The organism is Clostridium sp. (assembly GCF_047718555.1).
Taxonomy (GTDB): domain Bacteria; phylum Bacillota; class Clostridia; order Clostridiales; family Clostridiaceae; genus Clostridium_I.
Map to the genome: position 1 here is coordinate 1 of NZ_JBDNRK010000044.1, position 18,385 is coordinate 18,385.

Below are 18,385 nucleotides of genomic sequence, written 5' to 3' on the forward strand. Positions count from 1 at the left end.
ACTCAAGAAAGACTTGAAGAAATATTAATGCAATATGGTCTTATGGATCTATAAGATTATAAAAAATAGCACATCTCTAAGTCGGATATAGATTAGAGACATGCTTAAGTAAAATTAGCAGATATATTATAACATAAAAAATAGTTTAATCATAGATATAGTCAGTAAATGATTGCGGCAGTTGTGATTTGTTTAATGATAATTAAAAACTGTTAAATAAGAGAGGTGTATGTAATGGAAGAAAAAATGCAGGAAGTAGTAGAGAAAGTTTTAGAGGGATATATTCCTAAAACTAAGAAAAATAGAGCAGCTCATATAACTGTAAAAACTGAAGAAGATCAAAATCCAGTTATACAGGCAAATGTAAGAACAGTACCAGGTGTAATTACAGCTAGAGGATGTGCTTATGCAGGTTGTAAGGGTGTTGTTATGGGACCTATTAAGAATATGGTGCATATAACTCATGGACCAATAGGGTGTTCCTTCTATACTTGGGGTGGAAGAAGATTTAAGTCAAAGACAGTAGACGGCATACAAAATTTTAATGAGTATGTATTTTCAACCGATATGCAAGAAGGAGATATAGTTTTCGGAGGAGTTAATAAATTAGCAGAAGCTATAAAAGAAGCTTATGAAGCTTTCCATCCAGCAGCTATCGGTGTATATGCAACATGTCCTGTAGGTCTTATAGGTGATGATATAAATGCAGTAGCTTCAATGGCAAGCAAGGAATATGGAATACCTGTTCATGCTTTTAGCTGTGAAGGATATAAAGGTGTTAGCCAATCTGCAGGTCACCATATAGCAAATAATACTGTATTCAGAGATATCATCGGTAAAGGAGACAGAAAACACGAAAAGTATTCTGTAAGTATCCTAGGAGAATACAATATAGGTGGAGATGGCTGGGAAATTGAAAGAATACTTGAAAAAATAGGCTACCACATAACTTCTGTATTAACTGGAGATGCAACTTATGAAGATGTTCAAAATACTCATCTGGCAGATGTAAATGTAGTACAATGTCACAGATCAATTAACTATATAGCAGAGATGATGGAAACTGCCTATGGTATTCCGTGGATTAAAGGTAATTTTATTGGAGTAGAGAGTACTGTTCAAACTTTAAGAGATTTAGCTAAGTGCTTTGATGATCCATATATATATGAAAGAACTGAGCAGGTTATAGCTGAAGAGGTTGCTGAGATACAGGACGATATAAATTACTATAAAGAAAAACTTCAGGGAAAAACAGCTTGCCTATACGTAGGTGGTTCAAGAGCTTTACATTACCAGATGTTATTAGATGATTTTGGAGTTAAGACTATGCTGGCGGGTTTTGAATTTGCTCACCGCGATGACTATGAAGGAAGAGAAGTTATACCTTCAATAAAAATTGATGCTGACAGCAAAAACATTCCAGAAATAACTGTTACAAAAGATACAGGTAGATTCCGTGTTGTTATACCAGAAGACAGATATAAAGCTCTTCAGGAAGAAGGAGTTCCATTATCTTATTTCGGTGGAATGGTTAAAGAGATGGATAATGATACAGTAATGGTTGATGATTTAAATCATCATGAATTAGATGAATTTGTAAAAATATTAAAGCCAGATATGTTCTTATCAGGTATAAAGGAAAAGTATGTAACTCAGAAAATGGGAATTTTATCAAGACAGCTTCATTCATACGATTATTTAGGACCTTATGCAGGTTTTAAGGGAGCAGTAATATTTGCTAAATCCCTAACAGCGGGTGTGTATATTCCAGCTTGGGGTCTTGTAAGACCATCTTGGGAATTAGAAGAGGATGAGGCAGAAGAAAAAATTGTTGGAGGTGCAAAATAATGTTAGATATGACACCAGAAGAATTATTAGATAGAAAAGCATTGAGAATAAATCCGGTTAAAACTTGCCAACCTGTAGGTGCTATGTATGCAGCTCTTGGGATTCATAATTGTCTTCCACATAGTCATGGTTCACAGGGATGTTGTGCATACCATAGAACACTACTTAACAGAGTGTATAAAGATCCAATTATGGCTACTACTAGTTCTTTTACAGAAGGAACCAGTGTATTTGGTGGAGGATCTAATATAAAGACAGCCGTTAAAAATATATTTTCATTGTATAATCCAGATGTAATAGCAGTCCATACAACTTGCTTATCCGAAACTTTAGGTGATGATTTACCTACTTATATAAATCAAATAAAAGATGCTGGCGGACTACCAGAAGGTAAAATGATTATTCATACCAATACACCAAGCTATGTTGGATCACATGTAACTGGATTTTCTAATATGGTAAAGGGAATTGTAAATTATATTCCTAAAAATACTGGAGTACAAAATGGCAAATATAATATAATACCAGGTTTTATTAGTCCAGCAGATATGAGAGAAATAAAGAGAATATTTAAAATTATGGATGCTCCATATATTATGTTCCCTGATACTAGTGGAGTTGTGGATGCACCTATGACTGGCGAATATGAAATGTATCCAAAGGGTGGAGCAAAAGTTGAAGATATAGCTGATGCAGGAAATTCAAAATTAACCTTTGCTTTTGGAAAATATGCTTCAGAAGATGGGGCTAAAACTTTAGAAAAGAAATGTAAAGTGCCATTTAAAACATTAAAGACTCCTATCGGTGTTAAAGCTACAGATGAGATAATTTCTGCTTTAGTTAAGGAAGGTAAAAAAGTACCTTATGAACTAAAAGAAGAGAGAGGTCAATTAGTTGATTTAATGCTTGACAGCTATCAATATTTCAGTGGCAAAAAAGTAGCAATATTTGGTGATCCAGATGATGTTATTGGTCTTACTCAATTCTTATTGGAATTAGGAATGATTCCGAAATATGTAATTACAGGAACTCCTGGTGCAGAATTTGAAAAAGTAATCAATGGCATGTTAAATGAAGCTGGAATAACTGATAGTAAAGTTAAGGCTGAAAGTGATTTATTTGAACTTCAACAATGGATAAAGAATGAAGGGGTAGATTTACTTATTGGAAATACTTATGGAAAATTCATTGCCAGAGCTGAGGATATACCTTTTATGAGATTTGGTTTTATGGTAATGGACAGATATGGACATTATCTTCTTCCAACAGTAGGTTACAGAGGAGCAATAAGATTAGTAGATGCTATGTGTAGTATATTGCTTGATAGATTTGAAAGAGACGTTACTGACGAAGATATGGAAGTAGTACTATAAGATATATTTACGGGAGGGGTTGTATGGTTAATCAAGTGGCAGTATATTTAAATAATTCTGGTAAAACAGAGGATATAAATGAATATGGTTTTATAAGACTGTATCTAAAAGAATATGGCGAATGGAAAGTAATAAGAGAGTTACCTTTTAAGATTGATATAAAAAAGGGCATGAAGGCAGTACGTAGTGAAATAACTAAAACTGTAGAACTCTTGGGAGAATGTAAGATTTTTGTTGCCAAAAAGGTTTCAGGATTGGCCTACACAGTATTAGATAATATGAGATTTACCGTATGGGAGATATCTGATGATCCTTCTGAGTTCCTTCAATATGTACTAGATAATAAGGAAAAGGAAGAAATGCTGGCTAACTCTCCTGTAATTAATGAAGTAGAGACTATTGCTCCCGCTGAAACTGATAAAGAAGGCTGTTACTATCTAAATCTTAAAGAACTTCAAGAAAATAGAGCAACGATTACATCTAAGCAAGCGCTGCAACCATTTTTAAAGAAAGGTATTTTTAATGAATTAAATGTAGTCTGCAGCCATATTCCAGGGTGGATGGAAAAAGAATTGAGAAGCCTAGACTTAAAGTTTGAAATCTCAAAATCTAATCCTACTGAATACAGTGTACTAATAAGTCATTGAAGCAAGTTCTTAATTCAGGTGGGGATTCTTTTACCCCATCTGAATTTTAGAACTGCGAATGCATGGCTTACTTGGCGTTGAACTCCCACTTGAAGAAGTGGGAGACTTACGCCAAGTTAGTCAGGTTAAAGAATTAATTAGTGTTACAGGATTCTGTTACAAGATAACTTAATGTTAATATGAAAATGTATAGCGAAGGTAAAATTTATTTTACCTTCGCTATATTAAAAATGGCTAACTAAAATTGGAAAAATTTACACCGCTCGAGTGTAAGAATTGCTTATTTCTTTTGAAGATGCCTTAGATAAAATCAAAGATTGCAGATGGAGGTAATTTATATGAAGGATAATATTTTAGAAAATGTTCTGGACGAACGAAAAAAATTTATATCATTAAAAAATGATTGTAAAGATAATTCAATGCAATGTGATAAACATAGTGTTGCAGGCTCTGTTAGTCAACGTGCTTGTGTTTATGGTGGTGCAAGAGTTGTGCTGAATCCTATAACAGATGCTGTCCATATAGTTCATGGACCAGTAGGGTGTGCCAGCTATACTTGGGATATAAGAGGAAGTTTAACCAGTGGTTCTGATACCTTTAGAAATACTTTTTCTACTGACCTCAAGGAACAAGATATTATTTTTGGTGGTGAAAAAAAGCTTGAGGGCGCTATTGACGAAATAGTAAAGGAATATTCTCCAAAGCTTGTATTTGTCTATGCCACTTGTGTTGCAGGAATTATTGGAGATGATATTGAAGCAGTATGTAAAAAAATGGAATCAAAATATTCTATAAGAATTATATCGCTGCAATCTAGTGGTTTTACGGGTACTAAATCTCTTGGATATAAATTGGCAGGAGAGGCTCTGATGAAGGTTTTTGAAGGTGCGGATACTGAAAAAGTAAGAGGTGTCAATATTTTAGGAGAGTTTAATGTTGCTGGAGAAATCTGGATCATAAAAAAATATTTAAAAGAATTAGGCATAGAAGTTGTATCTAAAATTACTGGGGATTCAAATTATGAAGAGCTTAGAAGAGCACCTAAAGCTATGCTTAATATAGTACAATGTGCTCAGACTACTACCTATTTAGCTAAAGAAATGAAGGAAAAGTATGACATACCTTTTGTAAAAGTAAGATTTTTAGGAATTGAGGATACAAAAGAATCTCTAATGACAATTGCAGAATTGTTAGGGGACGAAACTACTATAGAAAAGGCTAAGCAGCTTATTGCAAGGGAAGAGGCAAAAGTTAGACCTACACTGGATTATTATAAGAAAAGATTAGAGGGAAAAAGGGCAGCAATACAAGTAGGAGGAGCCTATAAGGTAATTTCTCTTATAAATCAGTTTAAAGAAATTGGAATGAAGGTTGTGGAATTCGGAAGTCAAACAGGTAATGCAGAAGATTACAAGATTTTAGAGGGCATGTGCGATCAGGGAACTATTATTACAAATGACTCAAACCCAGCAGAACTTCATAGATTTATAAGAGAATCTGGTGCTGAGATTTTAGTAGGCGGTATAAAGGAGCGGATGTTGGCCTATAAATTGGGAATTGCCTTTTGTGATTACAATCATGAAAGAAAACAGCCATTTTCAGGCTATGAAGGTACTGTAAATTTTGCAAAGGAAGTATATACTACCATAACCAGTCCTGTATGGAAGTCAGCTAAGTCAGAAATTATTGAAGAATTTGAGGAATTGCCTTTAAATGAGGTGGCACTATGAAAAATAGAAATTTTGTAAATGTAAATGTAAATCCATGTAAAATGTGTATGCCTATTGGTGCAATCATCGCTTTCAAAGGCATTGAGGATAGTATGATGATACTTCATGGTTCACAGGGCTGCAGCGCTTACATGAGAACTTATATGACTGGGCATTTTAATGAACAAATTGATGTAGCTTCTTCTTCTTTGAATGAACATGGAGCAGTATATGGTGGAAGTGATAATTTAAAAAAGGCGCTAAAAAATGTTATTAAGGTATACAATCCTAAAATAGTGGGGGTAGGTACAACTTGTCTTGCTGAAACTATAGGTGAAGATGTTGAAAGAATTACAGAGGAGTTTATACAGGAGGAAGAGGTTAAAAATATTAAAATAATTCCTATGTCTACTCCTGGTTATGGTGGAACACAATTTGAAGGATATTTTACAGCCATAAAAAGTGTTTTGGAACAGCTGGCAAAGAAGGCTAATCCTAATAATAAAATAAATGTAATAGCTTCTCATATGAGCCCGGGAGATGTTAGAAATATTAAAGATATTTTGGATATGTTTGATATAGACTATATTTTGCTGCCGGATATTTCAAAAACTTTAGATGCACCTTTTTCTAATGAGTATTCAAGAATTCAAAAGGGTGGAACAAAATTAAAGGATATTGAAATTATGCCGGGTGCCAGAGCTACTATAGAAATTAGTGCAATGATTTCAGATGAATTGTCTCCAGGGAAGTATCTATTGGACAAGTATAATGTACCGTTATACAGATGTCCCATTCCAATAGGAAGAGAGAATACAGATGAGTTTATTAAAATACTTTCCCGTATTTCAAATAAGCCTATACCTCAAAGGCTTTTAGAAGACAGAGGAAGGCTGATAGATGGAATGATTGATTCTCACAAATATAATGCTGAAGGAAGAGCGGTTATATATGGTGAACCAGATCTTGTTTATTCCGTAAGTAAATTATGCCTTGAGAACGGAATTAAGCCAATGCTAATATGTACAGGTGCAGAAAATGTAAAGCTAAAAGACATGCTTTCAGAAGAAATTGAAAACTTGGAAGAAAAGCCTGTAATAATTGATGATACAGATTTTCAAACTATACAACAGTATGCTAAAGAACTAAATGTAAATATTTTAATTGGAAGTTCTAATGGAAAGTTTCTTACAGAGAAAGATGGAATTCCACCTGTGCGAATAGGTTTTCCTATACATGATAGGATGGGAGGACAGAGATTGGTATATACAGGGTATAATGGTTCGCTTAAGCTACTTGATGATATTACTAATACTTTTCTTCAAAAGAAATTCACAACCTTTAGGAGCAATTTGTATGAAAAATATTATGAGGATGCAGAAAAGCAGAACGAAATGAGGTTTTAATTTGCATAGACTATATTTTAGGCATTCTAAATTTGAATGCCTATTAATTTTACACTTCTGCAATTATTTTACCAGTTTCACTTATATCATATCCACCTATTCCTAGAAGTTCTGATTGAAATTCTTTTGAGTTCAGAATATCCATTACTGCCTGCATTGGAGGGGTATCCATGTCTTCTTTTTTTACAATTAAATCATATCTTTCTTTTTGTATTGGAATAAAATCTACACCTTGTACTTGGAGTACAGCTTTTTCATTTCCAACTGCTACATCAGCTTCTCCTCGGGCAACTGTACTGGCTACAGCTAGATGAGAAGAGCCCTCCTTTTCATAACCATTAATTGACTTCCATGATATTCCAAGTTTTCGTAGATGTTGATCTACAAGAACTCTTACACCACAGCCTCGTTCTCTATTAATCATTGTAACATCGGAACGGGTCAAATCTTCCCAGGAATTTATATTTTTGGGATTGCCCTTTGCAACATAAAAGCCTTCCATACGGTAAACAAGGTGAATAACTACACATGGAACTCCTGGTAGTAGACCTTTTAGGTATGGAATATTGTAAATACCTGTTTCACCATCCCATAAGTGTGCTGAAGCTATAGTTACATTTCCTTTGTATAACTCTACTAAGCTGTTATAACTGCCTATATAACATCTTAGGGCCTGAAGTCCTTTAGGATGACGCTCTAAATATCGAGTTAGTACATCTAAAAGTATGTCTTGCCCGCAAATAATAAAATTTTTATTATAGTTTGATGCATTATTAAAGAATTTTTCAGAGCTTTGTTGGACAGGTTGCTGTACCTTTATAGCAGGAGATGGATCAATAATATTACTTGTTCTGCTTTTGTTTATATAGTATTCAACATCTTGCTGATCTATACGGACTTTACGTCCTACTCTATAGGAAGGCAATTCTCCTCTTTTTATTAATGCATAAACTGTGTTTTTAGAAATATTTAAAATCTCAGAAACTTCTTGTACCGATAATGATTTTTTACCGTCCATATAAATAAATCCATCCTTCTATTAATCAATTAAAAATGTTAAAAATGACTGTATGTAATATTCAAAACTATAACATAGTATATATTAATTATATACTATGTTATAGTTTTTTATAATATTTTGCAAGTATAATAATTTATTTGATAGATAATTGTTATAATGAGACTTATAAAATAGGAAAATTTTTATTATTTATAACAAATAATATTAAAGTTCTATTATTTTCCCAGTTTCACTTAAATCGTATCCGCCAATGCCTTCTAACTCTATTTTGAAGTTCTCTGAACCAAGTATATCAATTAATGCTTCAAAGGGTAGTTTATTTAAGTCATCCTTTTTCATGACAAGGTCATATCTTTCTTTTTGCAAAGGTATGAAATCTATCCCGGGTACTTGAAGAACTGCTTTCTCAATTCCTAAACCTAAATCCGCATTACCGTGGGAAACAACACTGGCTACAGCCAAGTGGGTTAAATAATTTTCGTTATAACCTTTTATATTTTTTGCAGTAATACCAAGAAGCTTTAGGTGCTGATCTAAAAGAACCCTAGTACCTGAACCATTTTCTCTATTCACAATAGTAATGTCTTTTCTCTTTAAATCTTCCCAACCTTTAAATCCTTTTGGATTTCCTTTTTTAACGTAAAAACCCTCAATACGACAAGCTAGATGAACTAATATTACTGGAATTCCAGGAAGAAGCTTTTCTACATAGGGAATGTTATACTCTCCTGTTTTGTAATCCCAAAGATGGCAGGTAGCAATTTGTGCTTCACCTTCATATAGATTTACTAAACTTTTATAGCTGCTAACACAAGAAAGTACAGTTTTTGCTCCATTAGGATGTCTTGCCAAATAGCGAGATAATATATCTAAAAGTGCATCTTCGCCGGCAATTAATAAACTGTTGTTATGTGTTTGTTGTTTATATTCATTTTCTATAGTTTCTTTTAAATCCATATTGTGAGTATTTGAAATTTTATTATTAATGCTGCTAACTTTATTATTAGAAGCGGTATTTATATTAATGTTGTTTTTTTTGTTAACAGTGTTGCTATTTAAATTTTTAGATCTATTTTTATAATCCTCTACATCGCTTTGCTCCACTCTAACTCGTCTTCCTATTCTGTAAGCTTTGAGTTCACCGCGCTTAATTAATTCATATACGGTTGTTTTGGCGATTTTTAAAATATCTGCTACTTCTTGTGGTGTTAATGAAGAATTTTCGCTCATAGATATTTCCTTTCTAAAACTATATTCTTACATATTGTCAATATAATAATTATAATGCTTTTTGTATATTAAGTACAATAAAATAATTTCAAAATATTGATTTAAAAAAATAATGGCGCTATAATAAAAAAAGTGAATAACGAATAAAAGCAAATAAAAACGAATAAAAACGAATATTATTATAATACAAGGGGGAGCTTTTGTTATTAAATAATTATCATACTATTGTTAAAAATAGTTTACAATCAGTTTTGTTGATAGTTAGTTGCTATTTGTTAATTGGATTTGTACAGCTAACATGGCTTATGATTGGTGTTGTCTATTTTTTATAAAAATTATATTTAAATAGAGTATATATTATCAATAAAATTGTATAAAATATCCAGAGACACACTGCTGTTATTGTATGTTTAATAGAGATTAGTTATTTTACAAATTATTATTAAGGGAGGGTTATTATTTAAATGAAAAAAAACAAATCTAGAATTCTTGCCCTTGCAACTGGAGCACCTATAGGATTTTTATGTGGATTAATTGGACTAGGGGGAGCTGAATTCAGAATACCTGTGTTATTGGGTAAATTTAAGTTTTCAGTTCATAAAGCTGTTTCTATGAATTTAGCTGTTAGCCTAGTAACTGTTATGTCATCTGTTCTATTTAGACTGCCAAAAGTAAATGTAAATGATATATGGCCCTTACGTATATTAATACTTATGTTCATAATTGGTTCTATGGCAGGAGCTTATTTTGGTGGTTATTTCTCTAAGAAAATTACAGAAGAGACTTTAAAAACTACAATGCTCATTGTACTTATTTTTATTGGTGTATTGCTAGTATTTGAAGGTTTCCATCCTATTGGATCTGCAAAGCTTACCTATGAATTTACTGTTAAGTCTTCTATTCTCTGCATAGCTTTAGGAAGCATAATAGGCACTATAAGCAGTTTGCTTGGAGTTGCAGGTGGAGAAATTACTATACCGACACTTATGCTGGTGTTTGGTATTGATATTAAAATAGCAGGAACTGTAAGTCTTCTCATAAATATACCAGCTCTTATAGTGGGAATAAGTAAGCATGCTTTAAATGGAGCCTATTCCTCAAAAAAAGATATTGTGGATTTAGTTTTGCCTATGGGTATAGGTTCTATTATAGGAAGTTTTTTAGGAAGCTATATTATTGCATACATATCAGGAAGCTTTATAAAAGTATTATTAGGTGCCCTTTTAATAACTTCTGTAATGAAGGTGTTTATTAAAGATAGACAATCAGTGAACTACTCTCCACTTATAGAAGGAGAACTTCCTGCTTCCAAGAGTTCGTAACCTACACTCTATTCATATAAAACTGAATTAATGAAAAATAAAATCCCTGGATAATGTATAGGCTTTAACATTATTCAGGGAATTAGCCACTCTAATACTCCCACTTTGAATAATATGGGAGTATTAGGGTGGCTAGTCATGGGATAACTATAAGGAAAGTCTTGTTAGTTTAAGTTACTTTAGAGTTGTCCTTTCTAATTTACCATTATCTAAAGAAAGAACTTCCTTATCAGTTATACTCAATAAATTACCACTATAGGTAGTTTTTACACTGGACTGTTCATCTATTACATAGCTATTATTAGGATATTTTATATAAATTTTGCCCCCATTAGTTAATAGTATATCATCTTTATTCACAGGGTTTTTCAGGTTTATTTGATGCCACTGTGATACAGAAGTAGCTCTAGAGCCGTATAGTATATTAGTTACTGTACCATTTTTAAGAACTCCCATATATACATTCTCATTATCATCCGTACTAAGTATGCAATAATTTTCATTGTCTATGCTTTTATTTTCATTGGTAAATCTTATAACACCATTGCTTAAATCTTCGTATACAAGTCCTGGGCTATTTTTAAAAGTTTTCATAGTACCAATTTTTCTTGAGGTAATTAAAGAACTCATATTACCATTTACATCATTGAAGAAAATACTGCTGGTTCCATTGGATTTTAAAGTTTTAATATAGAAGGAATTCATAGCCGTAGAAAACTCTATGTCAGAAATTTTATCTCTACTGCTATTTAAATTAAGTTTTATGGCTGCATTAGAGGAGTCTGTAGGACTCTCCTTACTGTTAGTATCTGCATTGTAGGTGTAAATACTAATCTCAGTTGGATCATCAAGCGATTTTTCACATAGAATTATTATATTTATATCTGGCAGCCATTTGCTGTATACCTGTTCATTGTTTTTTTCTGTAGGTATTGTTTCTACTGAAGCGTTACTGGTATTAACTACACTTAATTTATTATTTTCATAGTAGGATATGTATTGTCCGTCAAAAGATGGCTCTATTTTAGTAGCGGCTAAAGGTATGGTGATATTTATACTTTTGGCTGGGGTTTTATCTTCAATTTTTACTTCTGTGGTTTTAGTGTTTAATAAAGAGGTTCTGTAGTATCTATCAGCAGCAAAAAACACTGCACTTTGAAATAATATAGCAATTATACTCCAAATTATTATATTTTTTATCCATTTCATATCAGTATTCTCCTCTATGGTTCTACATATAAGGAAGTGGCAACATATCTTTCACCATTCCAGCTGTGAGTATTATTTATTACCTTGCCATTATAGTACATGGTAGAGGAAAAGCCTCCATCAAGACTTGTTGCATTAACAGCACCATACTTTAGCATTAAATCCTGAACATCTTTAAGACTGGCGCCTGAATTAATAAAATTTTTTCTTCCATCCAATACTAAAAACAAAACTGTACCATCGGCAGTTTGTCCTATAGCGGTACGCGGATTTAAGCCTGCTGAAGTACTATCCGATATCTGCCCTTTACCCTTAATGACTAGAGTTGGTGGTATGAAGCAAACTGCTTCTGAAACATCCATACTTTTTAAGTCGTTTATACTGTAATCACCAACTATGAGCTGTCCTGATTTTGTGAAAGCTGTTACACTTTCCTTTTTATCCATATTAACATTACTTGTAGGATATATAATATTTCCATTGGATATTACAAAGCCGCCAGGATAAGCTGCTGAGCCGCCATAGGTTTGAGATTTGTTATCTGTAAAGGCACCTCCATTTATTGCAGCTAGAGCATTATGCTCCTTTGCCATTTCGCTGGTTCTTTCTCCTTCTGTTCCCAATTTTTTTGTCCATGCAACTTTTATTTTATAGGTGGCTGGTATGGAAAGTAAATATCCACTATATCTGCCAGAATCAGATTTTACCTCATAACGGGTAATTTTATCACTTTCATTTTTTACAATTTTAACATTATTGATATTCTCTTTTTGGGTATTATTAAGAGTATTTTTATTTATTATATTATTGATTTCATTTTGAGATAAAAATGAAGTTACCAAATATTGATGCCTTGTACCCATTATAGTAGCAACTACAATTTTTTTTAAGGTGTTAAAAGGGCCTTTATAAATATAGAAAGGTGAAGTTATCAATATGAAAACAATTTCATAAATTAAAAAACATGCAACAATTTTAAATTTATTTTTTTTAAACAAATTTTTTCCTCCTTCGTGTATTGTATTTTCATAATATAATAGTTCCAATTAGAATTAGATACTTAATTAACATCAGGTAAGATACAAAGATAATGAAAATAATTTTGCAAAATATGTACTAATTTATATATTAAAATTGTAGTATATTTATGTCAAGAATATATATAAATAGTTCATATAAACTTATCAAAGTATGAATTCATTAATAAATAAGATTTATTAAATAAATATAAAAAATAGAGTGTAATAAATCGAATATTAGTGTATTATATTTATATAACTTATTGATACGCATCTTTCTTATTGGGAGTATACTCTCATAAAGTTTAGGTGAATTTTTTAGAATGGTATAGATGTTGTAATAAATAAATGTATATAGTATAATAGCTAGCCGTTAGATTAAATTTATTATTATATTAGGCATGTTTTTAGAGCTAATATATGATATTGGTTATTGCATGTGCGTTAATAGGAGGAGGATGAAAATGGAAAGAGAATTAGAAGAAGTTTATGCAGAAAAACAGAGGGATTTAGTGGATTATCTTGATAAGCATAATATAAAAGTATTATATGCCTTGAACGTTATTGAACCTAATAGTCTTATGGGAAAGACAAAATATTTGTTTGTAAATGAGGAAGACAGAGACGCCTTAGCTGAAAAAATTGAAAAAGATAAGTTTGAGAAATACGAAGTAACTAATTTTGATAATTTATACTATAGTAATGTTGTTCCAAGTTTATGTGGAAGTAATGGTGTAGAGTTTGGAAGTATTGCTAGCCTTTTGAAATTCAAACAAGAATTAAAATATATAATAATACCAGTAGAAAATGTGGAATAAAAAATAGACTTAGTAAATAAACCATCTCAAAGTACATAAATGTGTGCTGGAGATGGTTTTTTCTCTATAGTTTAACTTATCTACAGAATATTTAAGAAATAGAATATTATTGATATATAAATAAATAATGGTTATGTAGAGAACATTTACCCATTGAAAAATGGATCAATGAAATATATACTGATGGCAGACAAGCTTTATCCGGAGAAGGACTTCATAAAAAATGCAAATTCCATTCTTCTCTAACTGAGATATATTTAGGCATCTGAAAATAAATAAGAAATCAAAGATGCGACGAATATTTTGAATCCAACAAGGAAACAGGTTCTGATGATAGTTGGACTATCAGAGGGTTCTGTTGACGCAGTAGGATTTAAAATAGGCTAGCATACTGACTTAGTTATTTTTTGAAGATGCCTTAAGTAAATAAGAATTTAATATTTTAGTATGTTAATTTTCATATCTCTAAAAAGAAAGGTATTCTCAATTTTTGAAAGGAGAAATTTTGATGAAGTTTTTTATAAAATCTAAAGATATAGGTATAGATTTGGGTACATCAAATACCTTATTATATGTAAAGGGAAAAGGTATCGTATTAAATGAGCCTTCAGTAGCTGCCATAGATGTGGTAAATAAAAGAATTATAGCTGTGGGTTCAGAGGCTAAGAAAATGATAGGCAGAACACCTAAAGATATTGTAACCATTAAACCCTTAAAAAATGGAGTGATTGGTGATTTTGATGTGGCTCAACACATGTTGAAAAACTTTATTGCAAAAGTTATTGGTAAAAGTACTTTTACCAATTCACGAATTGTAATCTGCCATCCTTCCATGATTACTGAAGTTGAAAAGAAGGCAATTAATGAAACTATAACTCAGGCAAGAGCCCGCAAGGTTATGCTGATTGAAGGACCTGTAGTTGCTGCCATAGGAGCAGGTATTCCAGTTGAAGAGCCAGTGGGAAGAATGATTGTAGATATAGGCGGTGGAACTACTGAGATAGCTGTTGTTTCCCTTGGTGGAATTGTTACAAGTAAGACCTTAAGAGTCGCTGGAGATTCATTAAATGAGGAAATCATTAAATATGTGAGGAAAAAATTCAATTTAATGATAGGTGAAGAAACAGCTGAAAGCATTAAAATAGAAATTGGATCTGCTTATAAAGATGACAATGAAGAAGAAGGTAATATGGGTGTAAGAGGAAGAGATTTAACTACAGGTCTTCCAAGAATTATTACTATTACAGAAGATGAGATAAGGGAGGCTTTAGAAGAAAAAATATCATTGATGATTGATGCTATTAGGGCAACTCTTGAAAAAACTGAGCCAGAGCTTGCGGCAGATATAATGGACAACGGTATAATGCTTTTAGGCGGTGGGGCACTTTTAAAGAATATAGATAAACTAATATCTAAAGAAATACATATACCAGTGCATATTGCAGAAAATCCTCTTGAATGTGTTGTTATGGGTACCGGAAAATGTCTGGATATGATGGATAAGATAGGCGACTTTAAATAATAATTATATAAGAATGTATAAAGACTACCTAAAAAAGCTGAGAGATGTACGTAAATTTGAGTTTTTAGGCAGTCTCTCTGTTTTAGTAGACTACTCCAACTTATAGAGGTAGGAATTTCCTGCTTTCAAGAGTTTGTAATCCACATTTTTCACAGGCTATGAATGGTATTGAATTCTATAGTGATTATGTAATGTAAATTATTTTACATTATATAGTCCTTTGCTTTGCATATATTTAAATACAGCTTCTCCATGTTTTTGCTCTTCCTTTTGTATGTGATTCAGTGCGTCTCGTACTTCTGTATCCTTGCACTCAAAAATTGTAGTATCATAATTACCAGAAACATATTTTTCTGTCATAAGTATATCTGAACACATATCAGCATCATTTAGATCAGAACCAGAAGCTGAAGATGAAGTAGCTGAAGTTGCAGCAGCGCTATTAGCGGTAGTTTGTGCAGAATTTTGCTGATTCATATCAGGTACAGTTCCGCCTAATATTTGATTAATAGTGTCTAAATGAGTTTTTTCATCTTTGCCGTTAGCATTAAATATATCTTTTAATTGAGGATCTTTAGCCTTATTAGCATAGTTTGCATATTTTTCTATACATATCTGTTCATGAGATTTTTGATCTTCTAATAAAGTTCTTTCTTTTTGTGATAAAGTTACTTGCATATATAAACACCGTTACCAAAAGTCTATAAAACTCTATAAAAATTATTGAAGTCTATAAATTCTGTTTCTTTCCTACTTCATAGTGCTCAGTTTTGCCATTTTTATTATCTCCTATAAGGAGTTTAAATTTGCAGCTACTCCTGTTTGATGTAACACTCCATAAGCTTTGCTGCCTATAACGGCAGTGGGTTGTAACGATTACCCAATTTAGAATATCTTTAAAGTGATATTTCTAAACCATAGTTTGCAAGGTTATATGCTGCATTTTTGTCCCTATCACATGTAAAACCACAACTGCATTTATAGGTACGATCTGAAAGTTTTAGATCTTTTTTTATAGCCCCACAATTACTGCAGGTTTTACTACTTGGGTAAAATGCAGGTACTTGAATAAATTCAATACCATAAGTTTTACATTTATACTTCATTTGATTTATAAACATATTAAATCCCTGCTCTGCTATTGCCTTTGATAAGTGTTTATTCTTCATCATATTAGATATTTTAAGAGTTTCCATAACTACTCTTTTAGGTTTGGTTTTCGCCATTTTAGAAGTAGCTTGATGTATGTGATTTAATCTAATATTTTTTAGCTTACTATGAAGTTTTTTAATCTTTTTTTCGAGTTTTGCAACGCTCTTAGTCTTTTGGTAACTCCCTCCTTTTTTATTCATTTCATATTTTTTTGAACATTGTCTTTGAAATTTCTTTAATTTCTTATTTAACTTTTTCACTTCTTTGGTTTTATTGATATTTTTAGTATCTAAACTATCCACATTTGCTATGGCTAACTGCTGTATCCCTAAATCCACACCTAAACTGAAATCCTTCAGTTTAGTTTTTTCTAGAGGTATTTCAACACCTACTGATAGTATCCACACTCTACCGTTAAACTTTACTCTGGGATTAGAGAATTTAACTGTTTCAGTTAAATTAATATCATAATCTGACTTGTATTTTATTTTTCCTATCTTCTCAAGATTAAGGAATTCATCTTTGAAGTAAAGTTTATCGTACCTGCTGTAAAATTTTGGTTCTGATTTTCTTTTACTTTTAAATTTAGGAAATCCACTGCCCTTAAAGAAGCTTTTATATGCTTTACCCAAATCTCTTATATTTTCTTTAAGAGTTGCATTAGATACTTCATACAGCCATTGATATCCTTCTGTATTTTTTAATATAGTTAATTCTTTCCCTAAATCTGTAACGGACAGCTTATTACCATTAATTTTATAATTATCTATTTGTTTTGATAAAGCCCAATTATAGATAAATCTCATGGAACCAATATGCTTATACATTAAAACTTCCTGTTCTTTAGTTGGATATAATCTTATATTTAATGCTTTTATCAACCTTATCACCTCACTTTCTGATAATATTATTATAACCATTATCAAAATTATTAGATGAGGCAACAGAGTTATTTTTTCATGTCTATTGAAAAACAATAGATTTGTATATATTTTTATATACTTTCTTTTACTGTTATCAAGTCTCCGATTTTATTTTGCGTAAGATTTATGAATTTATACGTTGAATCAATAAATTTTATCAAATAAAGATAGAAAAAACAAAGAGTGTAAAATATTTGTTAAACAGGTTGTTTTTATAGAAGATTCATTATAAAATCTAATTATAAATTATAACAGTGTTAGATTTTATTACTATGATATGGGACGTTATAAATAAATAACTATCCATTTTGCTATTTATTTTAGCATGTCTTATTTTATAAATAATGAGGTGTACAAAAACTTTGGGAATAAGGGAACGACGGGAAAAGGAAAAAATAGAATTGAAAAATAAAATAATTACAGCAGCAGAGGAGCTGTTTGCGGAGGATGGATATAAAAATATATCAATGAGAAAAATTGCAGATAAAATTGAATATTCTCTACCAACTATATATCAGTTTTTTAAAAATAAGGCTGATATTCTATTTCATATTTATAATAAAAACAATGGAAGACTTCTCAATATTTTTAGTGAAATTAGCCATGAACAGTGCAGCAATATGGAAAAATTGAAGAGGATGAGTCATGCTTATGTGAATTTTGCACTTGAAAATCCCAATTATTATGAGTTAGTTTATATGAGTAATGTATTGAGGTACGAGGAAAATTTAGTTTATCATGACACAGATTCCTCGGGATTTAGAACTTATGATATACTTTTAAATACAATAAAATGCTGTAAGGAGCAAGGAAACTTTAAAGGAAAAGATGTTGAGATTATAAGTCAATGTCTATGGGCAGGAATACATGGTTTAACCTCATTATTTATAGCACATATGGAATTTCCTTGGAAAGATAAAAGACAGCTTATTGATAACATGATAAATTCTCTAATAGGTAACGAATGATAAACTTAGCGGGAGTAGCAAACTTTACTAAGTAAGATTTATTAGCTAGTATAGTTTAACCTGACTAACTTGGCGTAAGTCTCCCACATCTTCAAGTGGGAGTTCAACGCCAAGTAAGCCATGCATTTGCAGTTCTAAAATTCAGATGGGGTAAAAGAATCCCCACCTGAATTAAGAACTTGCTTCAAGTATGTAATAAATATGAGAATGATTTAGGG

Annotated in this window: 15 protein-coding genes; 9 read left to right on the top strand and 6 right to left on the bottom strand. The window is 31.6% G+C overall.

Features of this window, described 5'->3' with window-relative positions:
- Positions 1 to 234 precede the first annotated feature (234 nt).
- From nifD to ABF633_RS15265, 5 genes are all read left to right on the top strand, one after another.
- Complete coding sequence (gene nifD / locus ABF633_RS15245; protein ID WP_415524746.1) at positions 235 to 1,848, top strand: nitrogenase molybdenum-iron protein alpha chain; 1,614 nt, start codon at positions 235 to 237, stop codon at positions 1,846 to 1,848.
- Positions 1,848 to 3,221 (top strand): nitrogenase molybdenum-iron protein subunit beta, encoded by a 1,374-nt coding sequence (gene nifK, locus ABF633_RS15250; protein ID WP_415524747.1) that lies wholly within the window; start codon positions 1,848 to 1,850, stop codon positions 3,219 to 3,221. Before nifD ends, nifK begins: the two co-directional genes overlap by 1 nt.
- Positions 3,222 to 3,244: 23 nt before the next feature.
- Positions 3,245 to 3,868, top strand: coding sequence for a Fe-only nitrogenase accessory protein AnfO (anfO, locus tag ABF633_RS15255; protein ID WP_415524748.1), 624 nt, complete (start codon positions 3,245 to 3,247; stop codon positions 3,866 to 3,868).
- A 338-nt stretch (positions 3,869 to 4,206) separates the two neighbouring features.
- Positions 4,207 to 5,598 (top strand): nitrogenase iron-molybdenum cofactor biosynthesis protein NifE, encoded by a 1,392-nt coding sequence (gene nifE / locus ABF633_RS15260; RefSeq protein ID WP_415524749.1) that lies wholly within the window; start codon positions 4,207 to 4,209, stop codon positions 5,596 to 5,598.
- Positions 5,595 to 6,983, top strand: a complete 1,389-nt coding sequence (locus ABF633_RS15265; RefSeq protein WP_415524750.1) for a nitrogenase component 1 — start codon at positions 5,595 to 5,597, stop codon at positions 6,981 to 6,983. Before nifE ends, ABF633_RS15265 begins: the two co-directional genes overlap by 4 nt.
- Before the next feature lie 49 nt (positions 6,984 to 7,032).
- Here the strand turns inward: ABF633_RS15265 and ABF633_RS15270 are convergent, their stop codons facing one another.
- Both ABF633_RS15270 and ABF633_RS15275 read right to left on the bottom strand, forming a co-directional pair.
- A complete protein-coding gene (locus ABF633_RS15270) occupies positions 7,033 to 8,001 on the bottom strand; it encodes a substrate-binding domain-containing protein (RefSeq protein ID WP_415524751.1) in 969 nt (322 codons plus the stop codon).
- Between the two features lie 207 nt (positions 8,002 to 8,208).
- Entirely contained in the window at positions 8,209 to 9,234 is a 1,026-nt protein-coding gene (locus ABF633_RS15275; protein WP_415524752.1) for a substrate-binding domain-containing protein, read from the bottom strand.
- Between the two features lie 464 nt (positions 9,235 to 9,698).
- On the opposite strand from ABF633_RS15275, the gene ABF633_RS15280 reads away from it, so the two are divergent.
- A complete protein-coding gene (locus tag ABF633_RS15280; protein WP_415524753.1) occupies positions 9,699 to 10,556 on the top strand; it encodes a sulfite exporter TauE/SafE family protein in 858 nt (285 codons plus the stop codon).
- 174 nt (positions 10,557 to 10,730) lie between these two features.
- Here ABF633_RS15280 and ABF633_RS15285 read toward each other — a convergent pair whose 3' ends face one another.
- Entirely contained in the window at positions 10,731 to 11,765 is a 1,035-nt protein-coding gene (locus ABF633_RS15285) for a hypothetical protein (RefSeq protein WP_415524754.1), read from the bottom strand.
- Positions 11,766 to 11,779: 14 nt separating this feature from the next.
- Positions 11,780 to 12,763: a phosphodiester glycosidase family protein gene (locus tag ABF633_RS15290; RefSeq protein ID WP_415524755.1), complete on the bottom strand. Its 984-nt coding sequence runs from the start codon at positions 12,761 to 12,763 to the stop codon at positions 11,780 to 11,782.
- A gap of 485 nt (positions 12,764 to 13,248) precedes the next feature.
- Between ABF633_RS15290 and ABF633_RS15295 the strand changes: the two genes are divergently transcribed.
- Positions 13,249 to 13,602, top strand: coding sequence for a hypothetical protein (locus ABF633_RS15295; protein WP_415524756.1), 354 nt, complete (start codon positions 13,249 to 13,251; stop codon positions 13,600 to 13,602).
- 508 nt (positions 13,603 to 14,110) lie between these two features.
- Positions 14,111 to 15,124, top strand: coding sequence for a rod shape-determining protein (locus ABF633_RS15300; RefSeq protein WP_415524757.1), 1,014 nt, complete (start codon positions 14,111 to 14,113; stop codon positions 15,122 to 15,124).
- A gap of 198 nt (positions 15,125 to 15,322) precedes the next feature.
- On the opposite strand, the gene ABF633_RS15305 is transcribed toward ABF633_RS15300, so the two are convergent.
- On the bottom strand, positions 15,323 to 15,802 hold the full coding sequence (locus ABF633_RS15305; protein WP_415524758.1) for a DUF892 family protein: 480 nt from the start codon (positions 15,800 to 15,802) through the stop codon (positions 15,323 to 15,325).
- Positions 15,803 to 16,020: 218 nt separating this feature from the next.
- Positions 16,021 to 17,157 carry an RNA-guided endonuclease InsQ/TnpB family protein gene (locus tag ABF633_RS15310; protein WP_415524759.1) on the bottom strand — a complete coding sequence of 379 codons (1,137 nt, stop codon included), beginning with the start codon at positions 17,155 to 17,157 and terminating at the stop codon, positions 16,021 to 16,023.
- A 386-nt stretch (positions 17,158 to 17,543) separates the two neighbouring features.
- On the opposite strand from ABF633_RS15310, the gene ABF633_RS15315 reads away from it, so the two are divergent.
- The gene (locus ABF633_RS15315; protein WP_415524760.1) at positions 17,544 to 18,167 is read left to right on the top strand and encodes a TetR/AcrR family transcriptional regulator; all 624 of its coding nucleotides are present in this window, start codon (positions 17,544 to 17,546) and stop codon (positions 18,165 to 18,167) included.
- Positions 18,168 to 18,385 lie beyond the last annotated feature (218 nt).